Consider the following 24,963-nt stretch of genomic DNA (forward strand, 5'->3'; position numbering starts at 1 on the left):
GGATATCGACCACTCCGTCGTTCAGTACATTTGTACTGTACGACAGATCGAATCGATGCGCAATACGGACATACTGCATGCAGTAAGCACTGTCCACGACCGGGGGTCCACTGCGGTACTTATGTACCGGATCCAACCGGCAGGCATGCCCGGAATCGCACCATTAGGCGATGAAAAGCCGAAAACAGAGCCCTGACCCCCCCTGCCCTCTAAGGTGGCCTCCGGTACGGTCGGGGCCGTTGCTTCTGCCCGGCGTCTCTCATAGGGCTGGTGGCGGTCCTGGAGTCGGCGCCCTATGTCGTCCTCGGCACGCTGGGGCGGCGCGCCGTCGCCCGCTTCTCCTCGTGCCGCGCGCTCGCGTGGCTGGACGCCGTGCGCGCGGCCGTGGCGGTCGCCCTGCCGTTCCTCTGGACGCCCGACAGCCGGGGTACGTGCGTGCTGTTCGTCGGCGTGCTGCTGCTCGGTGTCCTCAGCGCCGTCTTCGACCCGAACCTGGAGGCGCTGGTACCGGCCCTCGCCGACCGGGAGCACGTACAGCAGGTGACCGGGCTGTTCGACCTGACCGGACGGATCGCCCTCATCACCGGCCGGGCGAGCGCCGGTCTGCTGCTTCTGGTGTTTTCCAAGATCGAGCTCTTCGTGTTCAACGGAGTGGCATTCGCCGTGTCGGCGGTGGCGCTCGGCCTGCTCTCCCGGTACGGCAGTGTCGTGACCGGCCGACGACCCGTGGCCGTGAAGTCGTCGGTACGGGCGCAGCCGCTGCTGCGCGCCCATCCCCACGTCGGGCTGGCGATCGGGGTGTACGGCCTGGTGCCGCTGTGCTCGGCCGCGACCACCGTGGGGATGCCCGTACTCCTCGTCACCCGCTACGGCGCGGAGGCGGGTGTCTACGGTCTGGTCACGGCGGCTGTCGGCGTCGGTGCGCTGGTCGGCAATCCGCTGGTCGGCAACTGGAGACCCACGAGCTGGCTCGCCGTCTGCTGCTACGCGTGGGCGGTGGACGGGGTGGCGACCGCGTGCATGGGACTGGTGGGGCGGGTGTCGGCGCTGGGGCTGCTGTCGGCACTGACCGGGCTGGTCGCTCCGGTCGCGGCCGTCACCCTGCGGGCGCGCCTGGGGAGGTTCCCGCCTGCGGAACGACTGCGGTTGATGGCGGTCGAGCACACCGCGACCCGTCTGGGCAGCATGGCGGGCATACTCCTGCTGCCGCTGCTCATCGGTGTCTCACCCCGGGGCTCCTTCGTCGCCGCAGGCGCGACGGTCACAGCGTTGGCGATCGGGGTGCGCGCCCTGTCCACCCGCATCCCGCGGCCCGGTCCCGCTCCTGCCCCGGCGGAGAGCGGCGGGACGGCGGTGGCGGGTTACTGAGCCCACTTCGGTGTCCATGTCCCGGCGGCGCCGTGGTCGGGCCGTGTGGAGCCGAGGTGGTCGCGGAGCATGGCGAGCGTGGGGTGCGGGTTGTCGCCGCGCCAGATCAGGGAATGCGGGTAGACCGGCGTCGGGTCGTGCACGGGCACGCGCCGCAAGTCGTGGCCGGCGGGCCGGACGAAGCTGGTCTGTTCGCCGACGAAGGTCGCAAGGGCCGGGGAGCCGGCGATCGTGTCCAGGAGCGGCTCGGTGCCGAAGTCGGGGCCGGTCACCTCGATGGTGAGCCCGAACGCGGCGGCGAGGTCGTCGTAGTACGCGGCCCACTCGGTACCGGCGACGATGCCGGGCATCCAGATCCTGTGCCCGGCGAGCTGCGCTGGTGTGACCGCGCGGGCGCCGGCCAGCTCGTGGGCCGGTCCCGTGAGGAGCTGGATGGGCTCGTCGCGGACCCGGACGGCCTCGATGCCGTCGGGGAGCTGCCGCGCGGGCAGGGTGAGGGCGCGGAACGACGCGTCGATCGTGCCCGCCCGGACAGCGGCGATGGCCGCGTCGGCGTCGAAGAGAGTCACAACGTCGAGTTGGGTCCCGGGATGCGCGCGATGGAAGCCGCGCAGCAGATCCGCCGGCGCGAGCCGCCGGCCGATCACATCGACACGCAGCGCGCGACTGCCGGGCCGCACGGAGGCCGCTGCCCGCTCTTCGGCCTGGAGGAGATCTCGGGCGTGGGGCAGGAACGCCTGCCCGTCGATGGTGAGCCGGGCTCCGCGCGCGGTACGGGTGAACAGCCGCACACCGAGGTCCTTCTCCAGCCCGGCGATGCGCTTGGAGACGGCCTGCTGGGTGATCGACAGGTTGGCGGCGGCTTCCTGGAACTGCCCCGCGTCCGCGACGGCGACGAAGGTGCGCACGGCATCGAGATTCACGTCGGCCATCGTAGTTGCACAACCTGTGGTTGTGGCCTGCTCCACGGTTCGGTTGTTTGATCCGCTGACGTGTTACTGGCTTTGATGTCCCTGGTCAACGTTCGAGCGGGGCGGCGAGGGGTGTGCTGGGCATGGGGGTCAGGCGGTCGCTGGGGCGGCAGTTCGGGTGGCTGTGGGGCGCGTATACGGTCAGCGCGTTCGGCACGTGGCTCGCGTTCGACGCGTTCCCCTTGATCGCGATCCTTGTGCTGCACGCCGGGCCGACGGAGGTGGCGGCGCTGGCGGCCGCGGGGCTCGCGGTGGGAGCGGCGGTGGCGGTGCCGCTCGGCCCGTGGGTGGAGTTCCGCCGCAAACGACCGGTGATGGTCGCGATGGACCTGGTCCGGTTCGCGGCACTGATGAGCGTCCCCGCCGCGTACGCGCTCGGACGGCTCGGCTTCGTCCAGCTCCTGGTCGTGTCGGTCGTCGTCGCAACAGCCGACATCACCTTCAACGCGGCCGCCGGCGCGTGCCTGAAGGCACTCGTGCAGCCGCGGGACCTGCTGATCGCGAACGGCCGGTTCGAGGCCACGACCTGGACCGCCACCATGGCCGGACCGCCGCTCGGCGGGGCTGCGATCGCGGTGTTCGGCCCGGTGACGACCGTGATGGCCGATGCGGTCAGCTACCTGCTCTCGGCCGTGGGGATCCGCGCGATCGGCGGCACGGAGCCGCGCCCCGCGCGAGCCGACGCACGGCCACGGCTGCGGGCCCGCGACTTGCCCGACGGGTGGCGGTACATCCTCGCCGACCCGGCCCTGCGCCCGCTGTTCTTCAACACGATCCTGGTCAACAGCCTCATCATGGCGACCTCGCCGCTGCTCGCCGTCCTCATGCTCGGCCGCCTCGGGTTCGCCCCCTGGCAGTACTGCCTCGCCTTCGCGGTGCCCTGCGTCGGCGGCCTGATCGGCTCACGGCTGGCCCGCCGACTTGTCGCGCGCTTCGGTCAGCACAAGGTCATGCTCACCGCAGGGACACTGCGAGCATGCTGGTCGCTCGGGCTGGCCTTCGTCCGCCCCGGCGCTGCCGGGCTCGTGCTCGTCATGGCGGTCGAGCTCGGGCTGATCACCTGCTGTGCGGTGTTCAACCCGGTGCTCGCCACCTACCGGCTCGACCGGACCCCGGCGGACCGGGTCGCCCGCACCCTGTCCGCGTGGTCGGTCACCAGCAAGGCCACGACCGCGGCCATGACCGGGCTATGGGGCCTGCTGGCCGCCGTCACCGGCCCCCGCACCGCGATCGCGCTCGCCGGTCTCCTCATCCTGACAACCCCGCTCCTGCTCCCCCGGCGTGACCACGCGGCGCAACTCGCTGCGGTCTCGTGAAGGTGACTACGGAGCCTCGCATTCGGCGTCAGCTCTTATGACTTCAATCGAACCGGATATGTTTGGCCCCTGTCCAGACCCGGCGCAAGCGCCCACGAAGCGCGCTGTCGGTGTTGGAGGTCAGGGTCAGTCCGGCCGATGTGGCAATGCTGTCGGCGACCTGCGGGATCGTGAGCCGATCGGTCCACAGGTGCTCGGCGAACTCCTGATCACGCAGGCGCTCCAGACAGAGGTCGAGCTTCGACACGGCGAAGCTCTCCCGCCTCAAAGGAGCTTCCTTCCCGGCGACGCACCGCACGGCGTGTCCCAAACCCCGCTCGCGCAGCCGCCGCAGCACCGTCTCGCGATCGGCCAGCAGGGCGAAGTGCCGAACGTCGTGACCGCGCTCCCGTAGCCTGCCGACGATCTCCCGGAAGTAGACCGGCTCCACAACTGTCATGGGTGCGATCACAGTTCCGCCGAGCTTGGTGAGGGCCAGATCCAGGACCTCGTACACACCCTGCCGCCAGGCCGACAGATCCTGGAAGTCCCCGCGCAGAGACGGGGGCATCATCCGGTGCAGGCCGAAACCGACGTGTTCGGGGTCGCAGACCACACTGCCGGGAAGCCGCCTCCGGAGCTCGTACGCGCTCTGTGTCTTGCCACCGCCGAAGGGGCCGTTGATCCATAACAGCATGCGCAGACCCTACGGGAGAGGCGTCCCCATGGGGGAGTCGGTCGTCGACATGGTGGATGCGGGCGACTACTCCCCCGGTGCCCCGGAGCTACGCCCCGGACCGCCGCGCGTACACCTCGATCTCGATCTTCATGCGGGGGTCGGCCAAGCCGCACACCAGCATCGTGGCGGCCGGTCTGACCTCGCCGAAGGCGCGGCGCAGGGACGGCCAGCACGGCTCGAAGTCCTCGCGGTCGGGCAGCAGATATCGCACCCGTACGACATCGGCGAAGGCGCACTCCGCCTCGGTCAGCGCGGCCTCGATGTTGCGCAGGCACTGCTCGGCCTGCTCCACCACGTCGTCGGAGATCGTCATGGTGGAGTAGTCGAAACCCGTCGTCCCCGACACATGCACCCAGTCGCCGTCGACCACGGCGCGGGCATAGCCGATCTGCTCCTCGAACGTCGAGCCGCTGAGGATCGCGCGTCGCTCTGTCATGTGCCGAACGCTAAGTGATCAGCACCGATACGTCCATCACGGCGGATGGCGCGACCCGATGTCCCCAAGTCGCCCGACCTCTCAACCCCGCGGGCGGACATGCAACTCCAGCCCGTTCACCCCCGGCGCCTCCACACCCGGCAGCAGTCGCATGTCATGGTCGTAGTCGCCGCCGACGAGCGACCGGAACGGGACCGGCTCGTCCGTGAAGAGGCCGTCGAGCCGTCGCCCGTACTCCCGCTTCGCCGCCGCGAACCGCTCCGCGGGCAGGTCGTTCGAGCCGTACACCGCGAACGGTTCGAGCGGTGCCATGCCGGTGAACCAGAACAGGCCGTGCTGCACCGGGTGGAGGACGTCCGCGAGCCGCCCGTGGATGCCCCGGTCGGAGAACCCCGGCTCCCGGGCCCCGACCGTCACCGACAGCAGCGCACGCCGCCCCGCCAGGGCGCCTTCACCGTAGGGCGGGCCGACTGCCGGGCCGTGAGCGAACCCGTAGGTGAACACCCGGTCGAACCAGCCCTTGAGTATCGCGGGCACGGAGAACCACCACAGCGGGAACTGCAGGACCACCGCGTCCGACCAGAGCACTTTCTCCTGCTCGGCCGCGATGTCGGGCGAGAGCCGGCCCGCCGACGTGGCCCGCTCATGCGCGGCCAGCACATGCAGCCGCTGGTCCGCGGGGTGGTCGGGGACGTCGTCGGCGTCCAACGCCGCCTTCCACTTCATCGCATGGAGGTCGGACACCCGCACCTCGTGCCCTGCCGCGCGCAGGTGCTCGACCGCGAAGGTGGTCAGAACGGCGTTGAGCGAACGGGGTTCCGGGTGGGCGCTGACGACGAGGATCTTCTTCCGCGGCTGCGGCGTGGTTTCGGTCATGCGCCAACTTTCTCCCGAGCGCGACAGGGCAGCCAGCACCCGGTTCGACCGATGGACCGTCAATCCTGGTACTGCGAGGACCACGCATACTTGGGCCCATGGACGGCGTGGACCACATCGAGCACACAGACAGCACCGACAACCGTGTCGGGAACACCGACGGGACCGGCGACACCCGGCGGGCACTCGGCGGCTTCCTGCGTGCCCGCCGCGGACGCGTCGCGCCGGAGCACGTCGGGCTCGCAGGTGGCCGTCGACGGAGGGTGCGCGGGCTGCGCCGCGAGGAGCTGGCCCAGCTCGCCGGGATCAGCGTGGACTACTACGTACGCCTCGAACAGGGCCGGGCCACCCAGCCGTCGCCCGAGGTGCTCGACGCGCTCGCCGGGGCGCTCGGCCTCGACACGGCGGAGCGCAGGCACCTCGCCACCCTGGCCGACGCCAGGCGCGGCCCGGCGCCCAGGGCCCGGGTCAGCCCCCTGTTGCAGCGCGTCCTGGACTCCATGACCCACTTCCCGGCCTTCGTGACGAACCACCGTCTCGACGTGGTGGCCTGGAACGGCCTGGGATCCGAGCTGACCGGTGGCCTGGACGATCCGGAGCGCCGCGACCGGAACAACGCCAGGTACCTCTTCCTCGACCCCGCCTCCCGGCAGCTCTTCCCCGAGTGGGAGGACAGGGCGGCGGAGTCCGTGGGCCAGTTGCAGGTCGCCGCGGGACGTTACCCCGACGACGCGGAACTGGCCTCGCTCATCACCCAACTGTCCGTGCACAGCGCCGAGTTCAGGCGGATCTGGGACAGCGGGGAGGTGGAGATGTGTGCGGCGGGGCGCAAGCGGCTGCGGCACCCGGTGGCCGGGTTGCTCACCCTGGACTTCGAGACACTGCACGTACCGGCCGCGCCCGGCGAGACGGGCCTGGTCGTGCACGTGTTCAGCGCAGAGGAAGGCAGCGAGGAGGCCGCCGCCCTCACCCGGCTTGCGGGGACGGTCGGTTCAGAGGTACGAAGTCGCTGAAGAGTTCGACCATCGCACATCGCGATCCATGTACGCAGGAGATGTCCGGCACCGCGCACGTACTCAAACCTTGCGCTGCGATGTCCCGACATCAATGGTGCTGCCATGTGCGGTGAAAAAGGTCATTGCTCGGCAGATGGTCACTACCACCCTGTCCGAGTGAGTAACATCCCGCAGCAACACACCAGTCCAGCAGAGGGAGCGGTCATGACCGACGGAATGGACGACGCCAACATCCAGGCCCGGTATGCGGCACAGTTCGCAGCCGACCTGGAGAACAACGAGAAGGAGCAGGAATCACTCCGCGCCCGTCTTGAGCAGCTGGCGGAGGAGCACGTGTGGCTGTCCGGCATGCGGGGCACGGTGGCCGGGGAGAAGGATGCCCCGGGCGACGCGGCCGGTTCGGCCGACGGTGCCGCGAGCGCGGCGGCCGCGGGGAACGTTCCGCGGCCGCGGCGGGCGAAGAAGGCGGCCGACGCACCCGGCCGCCGGAAGAAGCCGGCGCAGGCCAAGAGCGCGGAAACGCCGAAGGCAGCCGAAGGGCGCACCAGGAAGAGCGACGGACCCACGTTGGGCGAGCTCGTTCTCGGTCTCCTCACCCAGCACCACCAGCCGCGCATGGTCAGCGAGGTCGTCAACGAGCTGGGTCAGGCCCACCCGGAACGCACCGTGAGTGCCCAGGTGGTACGCAACACGGTGGAAGCGCTCGTCGCCAAGGGCCGTCTGGACCGCGAGCGGAAGCAGGGGTCGGTGTTCTACACCGCGCCCACGGGCACCGCTTCCGAGACGGTGCCCACGTCGCCGGTGTCCGAGCCCGCGGCAACCGCGGAGAAGGCCACGGCCGAGGTCTGACCGGAGGCCGGCGCGCCTCACACACCGTAAGTCGCGCGGGGGTGCGCTCACCAGTGAACCGGTCAAATGGTGAAGTGGTGAACCGGTTGAGTGCCCCCGGCCCTCGGGCCATGCACCGCGGCCCCTGCCAAGAGTTTGGAAGGGGCCGCGGTCCGAAAGCTACTCGGTGCGCAGCCCGTCCGGGCGCATCAGCTTCCACAGCGAGGGCAGCGACAGAGCGGTCACCAACAGGACCACCCCGGCACCGATTCCCACCATGGCCCCCACCGGCAGCCAGTCCACCACGATCTGTCTGCCGACCATCCGCAGCAGCACCGCCCCGAGAGCGAGTCCCACCCCGGTCGCGAGGGCGAGGCCGAGTGCGACGGGGACGGCGGTCTGCCACAGGACCGACCAGCTGAGTGTGGTGCGCCGGGTGCCGAAGGCGACCAGGGCGGAGAGCAGCTTCTTGCGGTCGCGCAACTGCTCCAGGGTGGAGACCAGCAGGCTGGCGCCGATCAGCAGCAGGACCGCCGTCGCGCCGATGTACAGGCCCTTGCGGACGCCCGCGAAACGGTTCGAGGTCTCGTACGCGTTGAGCGAGTAGGCCGCGGTCAGCGGGTCGGAGGCCGTCGCGGTGTTCAGCACCCGGTCCGCGGCCTGCCGGTCGCGAGGGTCGAGCCGGACGTACGTGGTGTAGCGCATCGGCGCCTTCGCCACGGAGCGGACCGCGCCCGGGGTGACGAGGAGACCATTGCGGCGGTAGCCGGACGGGTCCGGTCGCGCCTGCACCTCCTGGGCGTTCGCCGGCACGGTCCACGGGAGCGCCACACCTCTGCGGTCGCTGTAGGAGGGGTCGACGTACAGCCTGGCACCCGCCGGGATCGGATTCCCGCTGTACTCCCCACCCCTGGCGAGGAAGACGTCGCCGTCCTTGCAGGACGGCAGCTCGGCCACCTCGCGCAGCTCCGCGCAGCCGCCGACCGTCATGTCGGTGGAGTGGTCCGGGTCCTTCGGCTTCTCGCCCAGGTTGGCGTAGCCCAGGGTGGTCGTGCCGGTGACACCCTTGGTGTCCTTCAGCGCCCGGATCTGCCGGGCCGCCCGTTCCGGAGCGATCTCGCCCATGGGCACGGACATCTGGGCGCGATCGGTGTCCGCACCACTGCGCTTCACATAGTCGCCCTCGATCGCGCTGAACATCATCTGGAGCGCGATCGCCCCGGCCACCGCGACCGCGATCCCGTTCACCAGGCGGGCCGCCGTACCGGAGGTCAACTGCAGCCTGCGGACGGCCAGCTGCCAGCCGACCCCGCCACCGCCGAGCCGGCGTACCACCGCCTCCACGAGCCAGGGCAGCAACGCGGTGACACCGATGAGGAGCAGTACGGTGCCGGAGACCACCTGGACCTGGTTGAAGGTGCCGTTGTCCCGGCCCCGCCCCGCCATCGGGACCAGGAGCGCGAGACCCGCCAGCGGCGGCAGCACCCGCCACCACACCCGGCGCTTGCGCGACACCGAGTTGCGGACGACCCCCAGCGGCTCGATCGTGACACCGCGCAGCGCGAGAAGGGTGACCCCGACCGCCGCCGTCGGGACGACCACCGCCACCGCCAGGGCCAGCAGTGGGTCGGGGTCGATGTCGGCCGGGAAGACGTTGAGGCCGTTGACCGAGATGTCGCCGACGAATTGGCGGGCGATCATGAAGAACACCGCGCCCAGGACCAGGCCGAGCGCCGATCCGGCGAGTGCCTCGCCGGCGGCGATCCAGCGGGTGGTGCGGCGGTCCGCGCCGACCAGGCGAAGAGCCGCGAGGCGCCGGTCGCGCCGGTCGCCGCCGAAGCGTACGGCGGCCGCGATGAACACCGCGACGGGCATCAGGAGCACCACGAAGATGATCACGATGAGCAGGGCGAGGACCGGGTCGATCTTCTCCTGCGCGCCCTTGTCGACAAAGCCCGTCACCTGGGTGACGCCGCTCCCGTCGCCCTCCGTCGTCAGACGGGGCGCGAGGGCGTCGCTGCCCGCGTAGTAGGCCATCTCGTGCGGGCCGAGCAGTCCGGTGTCCTTGATCGTGCCGATCACCTTGTACGGCAGCCGCTCGCGCAGCAGTGCGCCGCCGGGCGAGTCCAGCAGGGACTTGAGCTCCGGGGAGACCACCATCTCCCGGTCGCCCGGGATCCCCGAGAGGCCGGGCGGCACGGGTGCCTTGGGGCCTTCGGGCTGCAGCAGGCGGCCGCGGATGTCCTTGCCCTGGAACTTGGTGTCGGTGCGGCCGATGAGCAGGGGGTCGGCGGACGACACGGACACGGCGCCGGCGCCGAAGTCGTTGCGCGCGTTGTCCCGCGCGTCCCGCTTGCTCAGCGCGCCGGGGATCGCGGTCGTCGCGAGCAGCAGCGCCACGCCGAGGCCGACGCCGACCGCGGTGAGCAGGGTGCGGGTCCAGCCCTCACGGCCGCCGGAGAGCGCGAACTTGGTGCCGAGCGCGAGGTCGGAGAGCCGGCTCATACGGTGTGCTCCATCATCATGTCCCGGGACTTCCCGTCGCGTACGACGACCTCGCGGTCCGAGTAGGCGGCGACCCGCGCCTCGTGCGTGACGAGGACGACGGCCGCGTTCGTCGAGCGGGCCGCCTCGGTCAGGAGCTGCATCACGCGCTCGCCGTTGAGCGAGTCGAGCGCGCCGGTCGGCTCGTCCGCGAAGACGACTCTCGGCGAGGTCACGAGGGAGCGGGCCACGGCCACGCGCTGCCCCTGACCGCCGGAGACCTCGCCGGGGCGCTTGTGCCCGAGGTCGGCGACCTCCAGGCGCTCCATCCAGTGCAGCGCCGTGCGCTCGGCCTCCTTGCGCTTGACGCCGGTCAGGCGGAGGGGAAGCGCGACGTTCTCGACGCAGGTCAGCTCCGGCACCAGCTGGCCGAACTGGAAGACGAAGCCGAATTCGGTGCGCCGCAGGGCGGAGCGTTCGGCGTCCGGCATCGAGGAGAGTTCACGGCCGTCGTAGGTGATGGTGCCGGAGTCGGGCGTGACGATCCCGGCGAGGCAGTGCAGGAGGGTCGACTTGCCGGAGCCGGAGGGCCCCATCACGGCGACGACCTCGCCCGGGTGGACGGAGAACTCCGCGCCGTCTAGTGCCGGTGTGGGGCCATAGGCCTTGTGCAGGTCGCGGGCGACGAGCAGGGAGCCTTCGGGAATCATGAACGTACCTCCGTGGCGAGCTGGTCGAGGCGTGCGGCGGTCAGCTCGAGCCAGCGCAGGTCGGCTTCGAGGTGGAACAGGGCGTGGTCGCAGATCAGCTGGTCGGACAGGTCCCCGTGCCGCTTGCGCTCGGTGAGGGCACGCATCAGGCGAAGATGCTCGGCGCGCTGGGTGTCGACGACATCGCCCGCGTCGCGACCGGTCAGCAGGGCGAGGACGACCTTGGTGTAGAGGGTCGACTGGAGGTACGGCTCGGGCTTCTCGGGCTGCTTGATCCATGTCTCGACGTCGGTGACCCCGGCGGCGGTGATGGCGTACCGCTTCCGTTCGGGACCGCCGCCGGCCTCGACGCCGTCGACCTCGACGAGGCCGTTCTTCAGCAGCCTGGACATGGTCGAGTAGACCTGCCCGTAGTGCAGCGGACGGTCGTGCCCGAACTTCTCGTCGAAGGCGCGCTTCAGGTCGTACCCATGGCATGGGCCCGATTCGAGGAGCCCGAGGAGGGTGTGGCCGATGGACATGGGCTTTGCCTTTCTCCGGTGCCGGGTGCGCGCAGCGCCAGAGCACTGCACGCTGCCTCACGGGACACGACTATACACAGCATGTATACACAGGATGCATAGGTCGCGCGGGCCCACCACAGAGAGAAGGAAACACCCTATAACGGAATAGACGTGATCGAATACCGCCACAATCACGCATTGCGCACGGCTGGCTACCGGAGGGGACGGCGTCCGGAGCAGTACGCCGGTGCCCGGCCTTCAGGAACCGCCGATCACCGGTTTCGCCGGACCCCCGAGCGCGGCCGCAGCAGTGCGGCCGCCAGGATGGCCGGGGTGGTGAGCAGCAGAGTGAGCGTGACCAGTGAAATGCGGCGAACCTGCTTCTTGTTCATCGATGGGACGGCGTTCCGGTAGATGGGGTGGCGGCCCGTGGAACCGTGCGGGCGTGTGGGCGGCTTCGGGGTCGACACCGGCGGGACCGCCGCGGGAGCCGGAGCGGGGCGGGACGGCGCGTTGGCGATGGGGGCGGGCCCCGGCGGAAGTTGGACGGGTGGTGCGGGCGCCGGGGGCGGCGCGGGCGCGGAAGGCGGGACCACGGGCGCGGGGGCGGGAGGAGCCGGAAATGGGGGTGCGGGCGGTACGGCCGGTGGCGGGGCGGGCACAGGTGGCATCGGGGCCGGAGCAGGCGGTGGGGCGGGAGCGGGAGGTGCGGGCGCCGGGGCACCGGGTGGGGGCGGGCCTGGAGGTACGGGGGCGGGAGGCGGAGGCGCAGGGGCCGGTGGGGCGGGCGCTGGTGGAGCAGGAGCCGGTGGAGGCGGCGGCGCGGGGGCCGGGGCTCCCGGCCCGGGCGGCGGCGCGGGAGCCGGGGGGCCGGGCTTGGGAGGGGCGGGAGGTGCGGGTGGCGCTGGTGCCGGCGGAGCCGGAGCAGGTGGCGCAGGGGCCGGAGGGGCGGGAGCCGGGGGCGCAGGGGCCGGAGGCACAGGGGCCGGAGGCGCGGGAGCCGGGGGCGCAGGGGCCGGAGGCACAGGGGCCGGAGGCGCGGGAGCAGGCGGCGGCGCTTTACGGCACTTCAGCCACACCTCCGCATCCGCATTCAGAACCTTCGCGGTGACGTCCAGGCATCCCTTGCCGTTGTCGGTCACTTCCGCTTGCGCGGTGCCGCCCAGTGCCCTCACGGCGACATGCGAAGGCGGATGTGGCGGCAGCAGAGGCGGGAGCTTGTGCAGGACGGCGTCCACCGCCGTGTTGCCTATCGCGGCATGCGCGCCCCCGTCGTCCGCCGCCGCCTCGCCCGTCACCGCGAGCACGGCAGCCGTGGCCAGCATCACCGCGTGCCCTGTTCTCCGCCACCCCGTCATGCGGAACAGCCTGCACGTCCGCCGCGCGTCCGGCGTGCGTTCGCACGAGATTCCTCCGATGGGCGGAAATTACTTCAAGACACCCACCGGAGGTCTGCCCGAGAGCTCTGGATGCCGCGCCGAACAGTCCGACCAGGACGGCGCGTTCGCCCCCGCTACCGCATCTCGATCAGTCGTCGGGCCGCGGTCAGTGCGCCGTCGGTGCGCATGTCACCGGCGACGGTTCGGGCCCTGTCCGCCACCTTGGGATCGAGGGCGTGGCGGAGAGCGGTGAGCAGCGAGTCGGGGGTGGGGGCGCCGGGCGGGAGTGCGCTGCCGATGCCGAGTCGGCCGACGCGGTGGGCGTAGTAGAACTGGTCGAACATCTGCGGGGCGATCACTTGCGGTGTTCCGGATGTCGCGGCGGCGGTGGTGGTGCCGGCGCCGCCGTGGTGCACCACGGCGGCGACCCGCCGGAACAGTGCCCGCTGGTTCACCTCGCCGATCGACAGGCAGTCGGGCTCGTCGTCCACGGGTGACAGGTCGGCCCAGCCGCTCGCGAGGATCACGCGCCGTCCGAGCGAGCGGGCCGTATCGATCATCGTCCTGGTGACGCCCTCGGGCGCACGCATGCTGCCGAACCCGCAGTAGACGGGTGGCTCGCCGGCATCCAGGAACGCCTCCAGTTCGGCGGACAGCGGCCGGTCGTCCGGCAGCATCCAGGCCCCGGTCTGGACCACGTCCAGTTCGGACGGCTCGGACGGCTCGGACGGCTCCGGCCAGGGTGCCAGCACCGGGTCCGCGGCCAGCCACGGGGAGCCGGTGAGGATGTGGGAGCGCACGTCCTCGACCGGCGGCAGTCCGATGGCCGCGCGCCGCGCGTCAAGAGCCGTGCCCCACATGGTGTTCCAGCGTGCGGCATCCTCGGCCCAGAGCGTGCGGTTGTCGACCGGCCCGTCCGGCGGTTCCTGTCCGAGCATCTTGAAGACGGGTGGTGCGTGGTGCGCGGACGGCAGCGTGACGGGGGCGAACGCGGCGTGGACGTGGCCGATGCCACGCTGTTCGGCCACCGAGCGGGCGGCGACCGCCAGCCCTCCGCCTCCCACGACGGCGTGGCAGCCCTCGGCGGCCGCGCCGACCGCCTCGAACTGCTCGGCGACCGTGCCCTCGATCATCCGACGCCGCTGCTCGGGCGTGGGGACGGCGCCGGCGCTCCGCTTCGCGGTCCCGCGCAGCTCGGGTCCGACGGAGACGTACGCGACCCCCAGGGACTCGGCCCATTCATGGAAGTCGGGCGGCGCGCACACCACGGCGTCGTGCCCCATCGCCTTCAGCTGCACGGCCAGCGCCACGAGTGGCTGGACCTCTCCGCGCGACCCGATCGTGGACAACAGAAAACGCATCTCGCTCCCGTCCCGCGCCGGACCCTCGGCGCATGAGAAGCGATTTTCGCCCCTTATGGGGGCCTTGCGGCAAGTCCCCCCGTCCGGTATACGGTTGAAATGCGGGGATGAAAGCGGTCGTCTGTGCACCATGAGCACAGGACAGATGCATCCCGGCCAGCACCCCATCGACGACGACCTCGTACGGCGGCTCATCGCCGGGCAGTTCCCCCGGTGGGCGGGGCTGGCGGTGGAACGGTTTCCGTCCGGCGGCACAGTCAACGGCATGTACCGGCTGGGCGACGACATGGTCGTTCGGCTGCCGCTGGTGAAGAGCGGAGCGCAGGACGCGTTGATGGAGCGGCAGTGGCTGCCTCGCCTCGCGCCCCGACTGCCCGCGGCCATCCCCGAGGTGCTCGGGGCCGGGGAGCCCGCCGAGGGATATCCCTGACCGTGGTCGGTATACCGGTGGCTGGCAGGAGAGAACCCCGAGGCGGGGGCGCTGGGCGAGCCCGTGCTGCTGGCCGGGGATCTGGCCGGGTTCGTGGCGGCGATGCGGAGCATCACCCTGCCGGAGGCACCGGAGGCCTACCGCGGCGGACCGATCGCCTCGCTCGACGCGTCGACCCGCGCGGCGATCGAGGAACTGCGCGGGATCCCGCAGGAAGGCGTCGACTGCGATGCCGCGACCGCCGCATGGGAGGACGCGCTGCGGGCCCCGGACTGGGACGGCCCGCCTGTGTGGCTGCATGCCGATCTCATGCCGGGCAATCTTCTGATGGACCGTGGCAGGCTGACCTCAGTGATCGACTTCGGGTGCATGGGTGTGGGTGATCCGGCCTGCGATCTGTTCCCTGCGTGGAATCTGCTGCCGGCCGGTGCAAGAGAGGTTTTCCGCGAGGCGCTCGGCGTGGACGACGCGACCTGGAACCGCGGCCGGGGACGGACGCTCTCGCAGGCGCTGATCGCGCTGCCGTACTACCGGAGGACGAATCCGGCGATGGCGCACACCGCCCGGCACGTGATCCGGGCGGTGCTGGGAGAGAGCTGAGGCCTCCTGGCACCGCAGCCCGCGGTTGCGGGGCGAGGGGTTTCCGCGCTCAGTGACCGATCGGCCATGGCCGGACCTTCACCTGCGACGGAGTCCGATACCACGCCATCAGTTGCCGGCCAATCGACCGACATGCGTTGGCACACTTTCCCGCCAACAGCACGCGAGTTCGCCTCTTTCCCGATGTTCCCGGGCAAGATCCTTCTCATGTCCGACTCCTACGCTGACGACGTCGCCGTATCCACCGCCCCCGGCCAACCCTCCGAGCCGCTCGGGCCACCGCCGTACACATGGCGTTGGGTGGCGCTGTGGGTGATCCTCGCCGGTGAGGCGATGGACATGCTCGACGCGTTGGTGGCCAACATCGCGGCGCCGTCGATCCGCGCCGAGTTGGGCGGCGGGACGAGTGTGACGCAGTGGCTCGGTGCCGCGTACGCGCTGGCGATGGCGGTCGGGCTGATCACCGGCGGGCGGCTGGGGGACGTCGTGGGGCGTCGGCGGATGTTTCTCGTCGGTGTGTCCGGGTTCACCGTCGCCTCGCTGCTGTGCGCGGTGGCCCAGTCGCCGGGGGTGCTGATCGGCTCGCGCGGGCTGCAGGGGCTGTTCGGCGCGGTGATGATCCCGCAGGGGCTCGGCCTCATCAAGGAGATGTTCCACGGCAGGGAGGCGGGCAAGGCGTTCGGGATGTACGGGCCGGTGATGGGGCTGTCGTATGTGGGTGGCCCGGTTCTGGCCGGATGGCTGGTGAGCGCCGACTTCTTCGGGGCCGGCTGGCGCATGGTCTTCCTGATCAACCTGCCGCTCGGGCTGCTCGCGCTGCTCGGCGGGTGGCGGTTCCTGCCCGAGTCGGGCCGTACGGCCACAGCGCGACTGGACCTCGTCGGGGTCGTACTCGCTTCGGCCGCCGCGCTGCCGGTCGTCTTCCCGCTCGTGCAGGGACGGGAACTGGGCTGGCCGGTGTGGGTGTTCGCTTCCATGGCGGCCGGGGTGGCCCTGTTCGGGCTGTTCGGCTGGTACGAGACGCGCACGGCGCGGCGCGGCGGCGATCCGTTGGTGGTGCCGGGGCTGTTCCGCAAGAGGGCCTTCTCGGCCGGATTGGTGACGGGCGCGGTGCTGTTCGCCGCGGTGGCGGGTTTCTCACTGGTGCTCAGCCTGTTTCTGCAGTCGGGGCTCGGCGCCACACCGCTCGAAGCCGGTCTGGCCGTACTGCCCTGGTCTGCGGGGACCGTCGTCGGCTTCGTCGTCGTGCAGATACTGGACGGCTCGGGGGCGCTCGACCGGCTCGGCCGCGGGCTCGTCCAGACCGGCGTGGTGGTGATGGCGCTGGGCACCGGCGCGTTCGCGCTCACGCTCCAACTCGTCGGCGCGCGGGTCACGGTGTGGCATGGCGCACCGGCGCTGGCCGTCGTCGGACTGGGGATGGGGCTGGTGATGGGCCCGTTCTTCCATACGGTGCTGGCCGCGGTGGAGCCGCACGAGACGGGCTCGGCCGCCGGGACGCTGACCGCGGTGCAGCAGTTGGGCAGCGCGCTGGGAGTCGCGGTGCTGGGCACGGTGTTCTTCTCCGTGCTCGGCGGCCAGGTCGCTGGCGCCGCGGACACGGTTGCCCCCGGGGCGGGTTCGGCCGGGGTGACGGGTGCGGAGCGGTCCGCGCTCGTCGTGGCTCTGCGCGAGTGCGGGCGGGAGACCGCCGGGTCCAAGGACCCCGCGACATCGCCCGACTCCTGCCGTCGGCTGACGGACGGCCCTGCCGCCGAGGCAGGCCGGGCTGCGGTGAGGCTCGGCTACGCCGGAACCATGAAGATCACCCTGGGTGCGGAGGCCGGCCTGCTCGCGGTCACGCTCGTGGCCTCCTTCCTGCTCCCCCGGCCCGGCCGGACCCGGGACCGCTAGCCGTCGGCCGCTACGGGCAGTTGGCGTTTTCATCCCTCGCGTGACGCCGGGTGGCCGGTCCGTGATGTTGGTGGTTGACAGACGGAGCGGAAACGTCCAGTCTCATCAGCTGAACAGCCCGTAATAACAAGATTACTGGCAGTAAATGCCTCAACAGGCATGTTTTATAGGGTATTTCGCCCATCGGATCGGTCGGATCACGGTCACGTCGCACGGGTCCGGCCCCGGAGATCTCCACCGCGTACAGCGCCACCGAGAAGCACCACCGAGACAGGGAGACCGACTCATGCTGCCCACCATGCCGCACGACGAACGTGAACGCTTCCTCGCCGACCTGCACGTCGGCGTTCTGGGCGTCACCGACACCCGAGGCAGCCGCGCGCCCCTGCTCGTGCCGGTCTGGTACCACTACGAGCCCGGCGGGGAGGTCGTCGTGCAGACCGGCCGGGAGACGATCAAGGCCCAGCTGCTGCGCGCGGCGGGCCGGTTCAGCCTGTGCGTGCAGGACGAGAACCGGCCGTACCGGTACGTCAGCGTGGAGGGCCCCGTCACCTCGGTCACCGACCCGGTGGACCCGGTCCTGCGCGAGGCCATGGCCCGCCGCTATCTGGACCCCGAGGAAGCCCGGGCGTATCTGACGGCGACATCGGATCAGCTCAAGGACGACATCACTTTCCGCATGCGCCCGCAGCACTGGCGCACCGCGAACTTCGCCGCCTTCGCGGCCGAGTTCGCCGAGGACGGCAAGAGCGGCTGACGCCCCGCACGACGCACGTCAGGCAATGGATGACATGACATACCCCGCACCCGAAGCGAGCAGGAATTCATGGCAGATATCGACGTTTTCGTCCGAACGGCTTCCGTTACCTCATCCGCCCCGTCCGTCCCAGCGGCTTCGTACGGCCCGGAGATACGCGACTACCCGCGGGACCACCGCGTTCCGGAGCTGTTCGAGGCGCAGGCCGCTGCCCGGCCGCGGGCGCTGGCGGCCCGGCACGGGGATCGCACGCTGACCTACGGGGAGTTGGGTGCCCGCTCGGACGCCCTCGCGGCGCGCCTGCTCGCGCGGGGCGTCGAGCCCGGTTCGCCGGTGGGCGTGTGCGGCAGCCGTTCCCTGGAGGCGTTGGTCGCCCTGCTGGGCATCCTCAAGGCCGGCTGCGCTTACGTACCGCTCGACGAGGACCTTCCGCCCGCCCGGCTGCGGGCCATGGCGGAGGACGCCGGGCTGCGCGCGGCCGTCGTCCTGCCGGGCAGCGCGGGCCGCGTGCGCGGGCTGAGCGTCCGCGTCGAGCTCGACGCCGTCGACGGCACCGCTCCCGCGGGCCCGGCCCCCGCCCGGGTCACGACCGCCGCTTCCGCCGCCGACTGCGCCTATGTGGTGTTCACCTCCGGCTCGTCCGGCCGTCCCAAGCCGGTGGCGATCCCGCACCGCGGTGTGGTCCGCCTGGTGCTGTCCGACCGCGAGCTGCCCCCGCCCGGCCCCGGCGACGGCGTGCTGCACGCCTACGGCCTGTCCTCCGACGCCTCCACGATCGAGATCTGGGGCGCGCTGCTCACCGGCGCCTGCCTGGTACTCGCGGACCGCGAGGACCTGCTCTCGCCCACCGCGCTGGAGGAGCTGTTCCGGGCCCAGGGTGTGACGGTCGCCTACCTCACGACCAGCGTCTTCCACCTCGTGGCGCGGACCCGTCCCGAGGCCCTGGCCCGGCTGCGCTTCGTCTCGGCCGGCGGGGAGGCGATGGACCCCCACCTCACGCGCGCCGTCCTGGCGGCGTGCCCCGGCACCACGGTGGTCAACTTCTATGGCCCGACCGAGAATTCGGTGGTCTCCACCGCCCATGTGGTGCGCGCGCTGCCCGCCGACGCCACGCACGTCCCCATAGGCCGCCCCTTCGGCGCGTCCACCTGCCACGTCCTGCGCCCGGACGGCTCGCCCGCGGCGCCGGGCGAGGAAGGGGAGCTGTACGTCGGCGGGGACGGCCTGGCCCTGGGCTACCTCGGCGACCCGGGGCTGACCGCCGAACGGTTCGTCAGCCTGCCCGCGATCGAGCCGCACGGGCTGCTGTACCGGACCGGCGACCGCGTCGTACGGGGCGCCGACGGCCTGTTGGAGTACCGGGGTCGGCTCGACCACCAGGTGAAGCTGCGCGGCGCGCGCATAGAACTCGACGAGGTCGAGGCCCGCCTGCGGGCCCACCCCGAGGTCGGCGAGGCCGTCGTCCAGGTCGAGTCGGGGGCGCTGACCGCCTACGTCACCGCCGCCCGCCCCGGCGACGCCCTGCCGCTGCCCGACCTGCGCCAGTACTGCGCGGACTGGCTGCCGCCCCAGGCCGTACCGGCGCTCGTGGCCATGGAGCACCTACCGGTGACCAGCGGCGGCAAGGTCGACCGCGCCCGGCTGAAGGCCGCCGCCCCGCTCCCCGAAGAAGCGGACGAGACGAAGGTCGAGGGCCTGCTCGACGCGCTCACCGAGGTGTGGCAGCAGGTGTTGCGCGTGCGCCCCGCCCCGCAGGACGACTTCTTCCTCCTCGGCGGCGACTCCCTGCTCGCCTCGGAGGCCGTCACCCGCACCCTCGCGGTGCTCGGTCTCGATGCCGCGCTGGGCTCCACCCTGATCAGGGCCCTGCTGGCCGCGCCCACCCTGGAGGGCTTCACCGCGGCCGTACGTGAACTGCGCGGCGGCGGCACGGCGCGGCCGGAGCCGACCGTCGACTTCGTCCGCGAGAGCGCGCTCGGCTTCGAGCTGCCGCCCGCGCAGGGCCCGGCCCCGCGCCCGGACGATCCGGCCGATGTGCTCCTCACCGGCGCCTCGGGCTTCGTCGGCGCGTTCCTCCTGGACCGCCTCCTGCGCGCGACGGCCGCGCGCGTCCACTGCCCCGTACGGGCGTCGAGCCGTGCGCATGCCGGGCAGCGGGTGCGCGACGCTCTCGCCCGCTACGGTCTGCGCCCGGACGAGGCCGCGTGGCAGCGGGTGGAGTGCTTCCCCGCGGACCTGGCGGAGCCCGGCCTCGGGCTGTCCCCCGAGCACGCCGCCGAGCTGTCCCGCCGTGTGGACCTGGTGGTGCACAACGCCGCCCGCGTCAACTTCCTCTATCCCTATGAGCAGTTGCGGCAGGCGAACGTCGAGGGCACCCGGGAGATCATCCGGCTCGCGGCACCCCGGCGGGTGCCCGTGCACTTCATCTCCACCGTCGCCGTCGTCGCCGGCTTCGGCACGGCCGGTGTGCACGAGGTCGACGAGGACGCCCCGCTGGCCCACGCGGACGGGCTCACCATGGGCTACGCGGAGAGCAAGTGGGTCGCCGAGGGCGTGCTGCGCGAGGCCTCGGAGCAGGGGCTGCCGGTCGCCGTGTACCGGCCGTACGAGGTGACGGGCGACAGGGTGCACGGTGCGTGCAACACCGAGACGGCCATCTGCTCGCTGTTCAAGACGATCGCCGAGACGGGCCTCGCTCCGGACATGGAGCTGCCGATGGACTTCGTGCCCGTCGACCACCTCGCCGAGTCCGTGGTCCACATCGCCACGCGCCGCCCGGCCACCGGGCAGACCTTCCACGTCACCAACCCGCGCCCGGCGATGCTGTCGGACGTGCTCGACCGGATGCGCGCGGCGGGCTGCGAGGTGCGGACGCTGCCGTACGCGCAGTGGGTGGGCGAGCTGGTGCGCCACGTCAGCCGGAACCCGACCAGCCCGACGGCACCGTTCGTGTCGCTGTGTGTGGACCGCAGCCGCAACGCCGACATGTCGGTCAAGGAGATGTACGTCAAGGGCACGTTCCCGGTGCTGGGCCGACGCAACGCGGAGGAGGCCCTGGCCGACAGCGGGCTGCACTGCCCGCCGGTCGACTCCGCCCTGCTCGACCGGTACTTGGAGTACTTCTTCTCCTCCGGCTACATCAGGCGGCCGGTGCCGGAGCACGGCTCCCCGTCCGAAACGGAGCACACCGCATGAGCGACACCGAAGCACTCGTCCCCGTCCCGGACGTCGAACCGGGCACCGCGGGCCCGCCGTGCGCGTACGCCCGCCTGCGCGATGAGCAACCGGTCGTCAAAGCACAGTTGCCCAACGGCGAGACGGGCTGGCTGATCAGCCGCTACGAGGACGCGCGTGCCGCCTTCGCCGATCCCCGGCTCGTCCGGCCGCTGCTCTCGGCCTGGCCGCCCCGCGAGGGAGAGGACGCACCGCCGCCGTGTCTGCCGACGTTCCTGGAGATGACCGGCGCGCACCATGAGCGCGTGCGCCGTGCCGTGCTGCCGCTCTTCGGCCGGCGCCGGCTGGAGTTCATGGAGCCCCGGATCCGGACGATGGCGGAAGAGCTGATCGACACGATGACGGCCTCGGCCGAGGGCGGCACGGCGGACCTGATCGCCGCGTACGTCGAGCCGCTGCCGCTGCGGGTGCTGTGCGAGACGGTCGGGCTGCCGCACGAGGACCGTGACGTGTATCTGCCGCACACCCTCACCCTCCTCGGCGCAGCCGGGCTGTCGATGGAGGAGGTGCTCGCGGCCCTGTACGCGCTGCAGGACTACGCCTCCGAGCTGATCGGCCGCAAGGAGCGGGAAGAGGGCGAGGACTACATCCACCTCCTGCTGGCCGAGAGCCGCCGCGCGGGCAGCGAGCTGACCCGTGACGACGTCGTCAGCTTCGTCGTCACCATGCTCATGGCCGGCTACAAGACCAATATGCAGCACACCGGCAACGCGCTGCTCGCGCTGCTCACCCACCCCGAACAGATGCGCAAGCTGCGCGATGCCCCCGAGGGGATCGGTACGGCGGTGGAGGAGCTGCTGCGGTACGTCCCGTTGATGAACGCCATCAACATCCTCGTCGCGGAGGAGGACTTCACCCTGCACGGGCAGCGGATCCGCGCCGGTGACGCGGTCGTCCCGGTCCCCGCCTCCGCCAACCGCGACCCGGCGGCGTTCGCCGACCCCGACAGCCTCGACCTGACCCGGACGCCCAACGCGCACATCGCGTTCGGGCACGGGCCGCACGCCTGTACCGGGGGTCATCTGACCCGGCTGCAGCTCGGCACAGCCGTGCGGGTGCTGCTGGAGCGGCTGCCCGACATCGAACTCGCCGTCCCCGCGGAGTCGATCCCCTGGGACGAGTCCACGCCGTTGCGCGCCCCGGCCCGGCTGCCGGTGCGCTGGTGACCTGCCCCGCCACCCGCCCACCACACGAGAGAGGCCCGGAAGACATGACCGCACCGGACGTACACGCATCCGAAGAAGCCCTGCCGCACTACCCCTTCAGCACCCGGGGCGACCGCCTCGCCCCCGAACTCGGCGATCTCCAGCGCCGCTGCCCGGTGGCCCGGGTCAGCACCAACTCCGGCGGCGAGGCGTGGCTGGTCACCGGCTACGAGCTGACCCAGCAGATCCTGCGGGAGCGGACGTTCGCCCGGTCGGTGCTGGGCGACCCCGACAGCCCGGGGCAGGACGCCCCGATCCTGGCGCCCGAGCTGCTGGACGCCATGAACCACCTCCAGGGGGCCGGTCTGCGCGACGAGGTGCTCAAGGCGCTCGGACGCAACCAGCCGGACCTGCCCGCCGACTGGGTCGCCGAGGTCACCCGCGAGGGCTTGGAGGCGATGGTCCGGGAGGGCGGCCCGGGCGATCTGCAGCGCCACTTCGCGGAGTGGGTCGCCGCGCAGTGCATGTGCCGGCTGCTCGGCCTGCCCTTCGAGGACCGCGAGTGGCTCGCCACGCGGGCCGACCTCGATCTGACGATGGTGACGCCCACCCACGAGGAGCTCGCCCGTAACTGGGAGGAGATCCGTGTCTATGTGCAGGAGCACATGGCCGCCCGCCGCCCCGGGGAGCCGCGCGGCCTGCTGGACCGCCTCGCGGACCTCAACGAGGTCCAACATGGCCTCGACGACAAGCAGTTGTCGAACATCGGGTCGGTGCTCTTCGTCAGCGGTTACGAGGACTTCGCCAGCTTCCTGGGGGTCGCCGTGTTCAATCTCCTCCAGCGCCCCGATGTGATGAGCGCGGTGCGCGCCCGCCCGGAGACGATGCCGGGCTGCGTGGAGGAGCTGCTGCGGTGCAGTGTCGTTCTGGGCAACGCGATCCCGCGCTTCGTCACCGAGGACAAAAAGCTCGGCACCGAGGCCGTCAAGGAGGGTGACCTGATCCTGCTCTCCCTGGACGCGGTCAACTACGACCCGGCCGCGTTCACCGACCCCGACACCTTCGACCCCACCCGCTCCCCCAACCCCCATATGCGCTTCGGCTACGGCCGCCACCACTGCCCCGGCGCCCATCTGGTGCGCAGCCAGTCCGACACCGCCTTCCGCGTCCTGCTCGACCACCTGCCGGACATCCGTCTCGCGGTACCGGCGGAGGAGGTGCCCTGGCACCCCAACCGCATGGCGATCATGCCCGCCGGTATTCCGGTGACGTGGTGAGCACGGATCCCACGCCCTCCGGGTGTCACCAGGCGACGGGGAGGCTCGCGGGTCTGGTGAAGAGGAGGTTGTCCTCCCAGGGGATCTCACGCTCGGGGACGGCGAGGACGAGGCCGGGGAAGCGGGTGAACAGGGCCCGGTAGGCGGTGTGCAGGAAGAGGCGGGCGAGCGGGGCGCCGAGGCAGAAGTGAGGGCCTGCGCCGAAGGTGGCCGAGGCGTCGGTGGTGCGGTGGATGTTGAAGCGGGAGGGGTCGGGGTAGTGCGCGGGGTCGTGGGTGGCTCCCAGCATGGGGCAGCAGACGCCTTCCCCCTCACGGATCGTGACACCGTGCAGTGTGACGTCCCTGGTGGCGATGCGGGGCATGCCGAGGACTCCGTTGTGGTGGTAGCGCAGGACCTCTTCCACCGCCTTGGGCCACAGCTCCGGATCCGCGACGCACTCCCGGAACCGCGCCCTCGCCCTGGTCGGCAGCCTGCCTCCCGGCCTCGCCCACCAGTACCGGCGACGGTTCACCCCTCACTCCGCCGAACCCGTCGTACGAGACCTCATCGACGCTCTGACCGAACAGCCCGCACACTGAGCGCGGCCGGGCCATGGCCTTGGGACTCACGACGCCAGCTTAAAGCGAAATGTTTGCTTTAGCCGCCGCCAGGGGCTAGCGTCACCTAAAGCAAACACATAGCCTTAAGGAAAGAGGCGCCCGATGCACGGCCACCCGACACCCTCACCCATCCCCGCGCCCCCGACCTGGCGCCTGGGAGACCTCGGCATCCACCGCGTCGACGAAGTGCCCCTGCCCTCGCAGACCGGCTCCTGGCTGCTCCCGGCAGCCGGCCCGGACGTGGTGGCCCGAGCTCCCTGGCTGCGGCCCGACTTCGCAGACGACGCCGGGACCCTGCGCCTGGCCAGTCACAGCTTCGCCTTCTCGGTGGACGGGCTGCGCGTCCTCGTCGACACCGGCATCGGCAACGGCAAGACGCGCGCCAACCCCGCGTGGGACAACCTCGACAGCGACTACCTCACGCGCCTGACCACCGCCGGCTTCGCACCGGAGACCGTCGACCTCGTGATCCTCACGCACCTCCACACCGACCATGTCGGGTGGAACACCCGCGCGGACGGCGGCCTGTGGAAGCCCACCTTCCCCAACGCCCGCTACCTGACGGCCCGGACGGAGTGGAACCACTGGGCGACGGCGGAGATGGACGATGCGCGGCGCCAGATGTTCCGGGACTCCGTCCACCCCGTCAAGGACGCCGACCTCCTCCACCTCGTCGACGTCCCGGCGGAGGGCACCGAGGTCGCACCCGGCGTCCGTCTGATCCCCACCCCGGGGCACACCCCCGGCCACATCTCCGTGGAGCTCCGCAGTGGCACCGCCACCGCCCTGATCACCGGCGACTGCATCCACCATCCCGTGCAACTGCACGACCCCGGGATCGACAGCTGCGTGGACACCGACCCCCGCCAGGCGGCATCCACCCGGCGCCGCCTGCTCTCTTCCTTGGCCGACACCGACACCCTGCTGCTCGGCACGCACTTCCCCTCACCCACCGGCGGCCGGGTGACATCCCGAGGCGACTCGTACCGGCTCGTTCCCTCCCTTTGAGGCGTCAGGGAGCGGCGAGCGTGTTCGCCTCGGGCGGTGCCCTAAAATCCC

20 protein-coding genes and 1 pseudogene are annotated in these 24,963 nt (G+C 71.4%); 12 read left to right on the plus strand and 9 right to left on the minus strand.

The annotated features are described in order from the left end of the window. Positions 1 to 261: 261 nt before the first annotated feature. The gene (locus tag DXZ73_RS05320) at positions 262 to 1,368 is read left to right on the plus strand and encodes a hypothetical protein (protein WP_338059156.1); all 1,107 of its coding nucleotides are present in this window, start codon (positions 262 to 264) and stop codon (positions 1,366 to 1,368) included. Here DXZ73_RS05320 and DXZ73_RS05325 read toward each other — a convergent pair. After that, positions 1,362 to 2,291: a LysR family transcriptional regulator gene (locus DXZ73_RS05325; protein WP_116215425.1), complete on the minus strand. Its 930-nt coding sequence runs from the start codon at positions 2,289 to 2,291 to the stop codon at positions 1,362 to 1,364. The genes DXZ73_RS05320 and DXZ73_RS05325 overlap by 7 nt on opposite strands. A gap of 131 nt (positions 2,292 to 2,422) precedes the next feature. On the opposite strand from DXZ73_RS05325, the gene DXZ73_RS05330 reads away from it, so the two are divergent. Next, positions 2,423 to 3,655, plus strand: a complete 1,233-nt coding sequence (locus DXZ73_RS05330; RefSeq protein ID WP_116215426.1) for an MFS transporter — start codon at positions 2,423 to 2,425, stop codon at positions 3,653 to 3,655. Between the two features lie 43 nt (positions 3,656 to 3,698). On the opposite strand, the gene DXZ73_RS05335 is transcribed toward DXZ73_RS05330, so the two are convergent. From DXZ73_RS05335 to DXZ73_RS05345, 3 genes are all read right to left on the minus strand, one after another. Then, the gene (locus tag DXZ73_RS05335) at positions 3,699 to 4,331 is read right to left on the minus strand and encodes an AAA family ATPase (protein WP_116209865.1); all 633 of its coding nucleotides are present in this window, start codon (positions 4,329 to 4,331) and stop codon (positions 3,699 to 3,701) included. A gap of 88 nt (positions 4,332 to 4,419) precedes the next feature. Continuing rightward, positions 4,420 to 4,809, minus strand: coding sequence for a RidA family protein (locus DXZ73_RS05340; RefSeq protein WP_116209866.1), 390 nt, complete (start codon positions 4,807 to 4,809; stop codon positions 4,420 to 4,422). An 81-nt stretch (positions 4,810 to 4,890) separates the two neighbouring features. Next, a complete protein-coding gene (locus DXZ73_RS05345; protein ID WP_116209867.1) occupies positions 4,891 to 5,685 on the minus strand; it encodes an NAD(P)H-dependent oxidoreductase in 795 nt (264 codons plus the stop codon). 98 nt (positions 5,686 to 5,783) lie between these two features. On the opposite strand from DXZ73_RS05345, the gene DXZ73_RS05350 reads away from it, so the two are divergent. Together DXZ73_RS05350 and DXZ73_RS37915 are read left to right on the plus strand one after the other, a co-directional pair. Next, positions 5,784 to 6,698, plus strand: coding sequence for a helix-turn-helix domain-containing protein (locus tag DXZ73_RS05350; protein WP_116209868.1), 915 nt, complete (start codon positions 5,784 to 5,786; stop codon positions 6,696 to 6,698). A 207-nt stretch (positions 6,699 to 6,905) separates the two neighbouring features. Then, on the plus strand, positions 6,906 to 7,550 hold the full coding sequence (locus tag DXZ73_RS37915; protein ID WP_162890054.1) for a hypothetical protein: 645 nt from the start codon (positions 6,906 to 6,908) through the stop codon (positions 7,548 to 7,550). Between the two features lie 159 nt (positions 7,551 to 7,709). Here the strand turns inward: DXZ73_RS37915 and DXZ73_RS05365 are convergent, their stop codons facing one another. Genes DXZ73_RS05365 through DXZ73_RS05375 form a run of 3 tightly spaced genes read right to left on the minus strand, consistent with a single transcriptional unit; the run spans position 7,710 to position 11,244 of the window. Continuing rightward, positions 7,710 to 10,034, minus strand: coding sequence for an ABC transporter permease (locus DXZ73_RS05365; protein ID WP_116209871.1), 2,325 nt, complete (start codon positions 10,032 to 10,034; stop codon positions 7,710 to 7,712). After that, a complete protein-coding gene (locus DXZ73_RS05370; protein ID WP_116209872.1) occupies positions 10,031 to 10,723 on the minus strand; it encodes an ABC transporter ATP-binding protein in 693 nt (230 codons plus the stop codon). Before DXZ73_RS05370 ends, DXZ73_RS05365 begins: the two co-directional genes overlap by 4 nt. Then, positions 10,720 to 11,244: a PadR family transcriptional regulator gene (locus DXZ73_RS05375; protein ID WP_116209873.1), complete on the minus strand. Its 525-nt coding sequence runs from the start codon at positions 11,242 to 11,244 to the stop codon at positions 10,720 to 10,722. Before DXZ73_RS05375 ends, DXZ73_RS05370 begins: the two co-directional genes overlap by 4 nt. Before the next feature lie 604 nt (positions 11,245 to 11,848). Between DXZ73_RS05375 and DXZ73_RS38735 the strand changes: the two genes are divergently transcribed. Further along, a complete protein-coding gene (locus DXZ73_RS38735) occupies positions 11,849 to 12,337 on the plus strand; it encodes a hypothetical protein (RefSeq protein ID WP_205519113.1) in 489 nt (162 codons plus the stop codon). Positions 12,338 to 12,739: 402 nt separating this feature from the next. Here DXZ73_RS38735 and DXZ73_RS05385 read toward each other — a convergent pair whose 3' ends face one another. Then, the gene (locus tag DXZ73_RS05385) at positions 12,740 to 13,966 is read right to left on the minus strand and encodes a glycosyltransferase (RefSeq protein WP_116209875.1); all 1,227 of its coding nucleotides are present in this window, start codon (positions 13,964 to 13,966) and stop codon (positions 12,740 to 12,742) included. Positions 13,967 to 14,096: 130 nt separating this feature from the next. On the opposite strand from DXZ73_RS05385, the pseudogene DXZ73_RS05390 reads away from it, so the two are divergent. The 6 genes and pseudogenes from DXZ73_RS05390 to DXZ73_RS05415 all read left to right on the plus strand — a co-directional run bounded on the left by DXZ73_RS05390 (position 14,097) and on the right by DXZ73_RS05415 (position 23,302). Beyond that, positions 14,097 to 14,996 (plus strand): annotated as a pseudogene (locus DXZ73_RS05390) (aminoglycoside phosphotransferase family protein). 207 nt (positions 14,997 to 15,203) lie between these two features. Next, positions 15,204 to 16,889: an MFS transporter gene (locus DXZ73_RS05395; protein ID WP_116215427.1), complete on the plus strand. Its 1,686-nt coding sequence runs from the start codon at positions 15,204 to 15,206 to the stop codon at positions 16,887 to 16,889. A gap of 286 nt (positions 16,890 to 17,175) precedes the next feature. Continuing rightward, positions 17,176 to 17,646 (plus strand): pyridoxamine 5'-phosphate oxidase family protein, encoded by a 471-nt coding sequence (locus DXZ73_RS05400; RefSeq protein ID WP_116209876.1) that lies wholly within the window; start codon positions 17,176 to 17,178, stop codon positions 17,644 to 17,646. Between the two features lie 69 nt (positions 17,647 to 17,715). Then, positions 17,716 to 20,841, plus strand: a complete 3,126-nt coding sequence (locus DXZ73_RS05405; protein ID WP_116209877.1) for an amino acid adenylation domain-containing protein — start codon at positions 17,716 to 17,718, stop codon at positions 20,839 to 20,841. Next, a complete protein-coding gene (locus DXZ73_RS05410) occupies positions 20,838 to 22,046 on the plus strand; it encodes a cytochrome P450 family protein (protein ID WP_116209878.1) in 1,209 nt (402 codons plus the stop codon). Before DXZ73_RS05405 ends, DXZ73_RS05410 begins: the two co-directional genes overlap by 4 nt. Positions 22,047 to 22,090: 44 nt before the next feature. Beyond that, a complete protein-coding gene (locus DXZ73_RS05415; RefSeq protein ID WP_116209879.1) occupies positions 22,091 to 23,302 on the plus strand; it encodes a cytochrome P450 in 1,212 nt (403 codons plus the stop codon). Between the two features lie 25 nt (positions 23,303 to 23,327). Here DXZ73_RS05415 and DXZ73_RS05420 read toward each other — a convergent pair whose 3' ends face one another. Beyond that, positions 23,328 to 23,816 carry a cytochrome P450 gene (locus DXZ73_RS05420; RefSeq protein ID WP_116209880.1) on the minus strand — a complete coding sequence of 163 codons (489 nt, stop codon included), beginning with the start codon at positions 23,814 to 23,816 and terminating at the stop codon, positions 23,328 to 23,330. Between the two features lie 190 nt (positions 23,817 to 24,006). Between DXZ73_RS05420 and DXZ73_RS05425 the strand changes: the two genes are divergently transcribed. After that, complete coding sequence (locus tag DXZ73_RS05425) at positions 24,007 to 24,912, plus strand: MBL fold metallo-hydrolase (RefSeq protein ID WP_116209881.1); 906 nt, start codon at positions 24,007 to 24,009, stop codon at positions 24,910 to 24,912. Positions 24,913 to 24,963 lie beyond the last annotated feature (51 nt).

Source organism: Streptoverticillium olivoreticuli subsp. olivoreticuli (assembly GCF_003391135.1).
GTDB lineage: Bacteria > Actinomycetota > Actinomycetes > Streptomycetales > Streptomycetaceae > Streptomyces > Streptomyces blastmyceticus.

Excerpts from the sequence above, each read along its gene's own strand:
- DXZ73_RS05330 (WP_116215426.1), top strand. The coding sequence starts at position 2,423 with ATGGGGGTCAGGCGGTCGCTGGGGCGGCAGTTCGGGTGGCTGTGGGGC.
- DXZ73_RS05335 (WP_116209865.1), bottom strand. The coding sequence starts at position 4,331 with ATGCTGTTATGGATCAACGGCCCCTTCGGCGGTGGCAAGACACAGAGC.
- DXZ73_RS05340 (WP_116209866.1), bottom strand. The coding sequence starts at position 4,809 with ATGACAGAGCGACGCGCGATCCTCAGCGGCTCGACGTTCGAGGAGCAG.
- DXZ73_RS05345 (WP_116209867.1), bottom strand. The coding sequence starts at position 5,685 with ATGACCGAAACCACGCCGCAGCCGCGGAAGAAGATCCTCGTCGTCAGC.
- DXZ73_RS05350 (WP_116209868.1), top strand. The coding sequence starts at position 5,784 with ATGGACGGCGTGGACCACATCGAGCACACAGACAGCACCGACAACCGT.
- DXZ73_RS37915 (WP_162890054.1), top strand. The coding sequence starts at position 6,906 with ATGACCGACGGAATGGACGACGCCAACATCCAGGCCCGGTATGCGGCA.
- DXZ73_RS05365 (WP_116209871.1), bottom strand. The coding sequence starts at position 10,034 with ATGAGCCGGCTCTCCGACCTCGCGCTCGGCACCAAGTTCGCGCTCTCC.
- DXZ73_RS05370 (WP_116209872.1), bottom strand. The coding sequence starts at position 10,723 with ATGATTCCCGAAGGCTCCCTGCTCGTCGCCCGCGACCTGCACAAGGCC.
- DXZ73_RS05375 (WP_116209873.1), bottom strand. The coding sequence starts at position 11,244 with ATGTCCATCGGCCACACCCTCCTCGGGCTCCTCGAATCGGGCCCATGC.
- DXZ73_RS38735 (WP_205519113.1), top strand. The coding sequence starts at position 11,849 with ATGGGGGTGCGGGCGGTACGGCCGGTGGCGGGGCGGGCACAGGTGGCA.
- DXZ73_RS05385 (WP_116209875.1), bottom strand. The coding sequence starts at position 13,966 with ATGCGTTTTCTGTTGTCCACGATCGGGTCGCGCGGAGAGGTCCAGCCA.
- DXZ73_RS05395 (WP_116215427.1), top strand. The coding sequence starts at position 15,204 with ATGTCCGACTCCTACGCTGACGACGTCGCCGTATCCACCGCCCCCGGC.
- DXZ73_RS05400 (WP_116209876.1), top strand. The coding sequence starts at position 17,176 with ATGCTGCCCACCATGCCGCACGACGAACGTGAACGCTTCCTCGCCGAC.
- DXZ73_RS05405 (WP_116209877.1), top strand. The coding sequence starts at position 17,716 with ATGGCAGATATCGACGTTTTCGTCCGAACGGCTTCCGTTACCTCATCC.
- DXZ73_RS05410 (WP_116209878.1), top strand. The coding sequence starts at position 20,838 with ATGAGCGACACCGAAGCACTCGTCCCCGTCCCGGACGTCGAACCGGGC.
- DXZ73_RS05415 (WP_116209879.1), top strand. The coding sequence starts at position 22,091 with ATGACCGCACCGGACGTACACGCATCCGAAGAAGCCCTGCCGCACTAC.
- DXZ73_RS05425 (WP_116209881.1), top strand. The coding sequence starts at position 24,007 with ATGCACGGCCACCCGACACCCTCACCCATCCCCGCGCCCCCGACCTGG.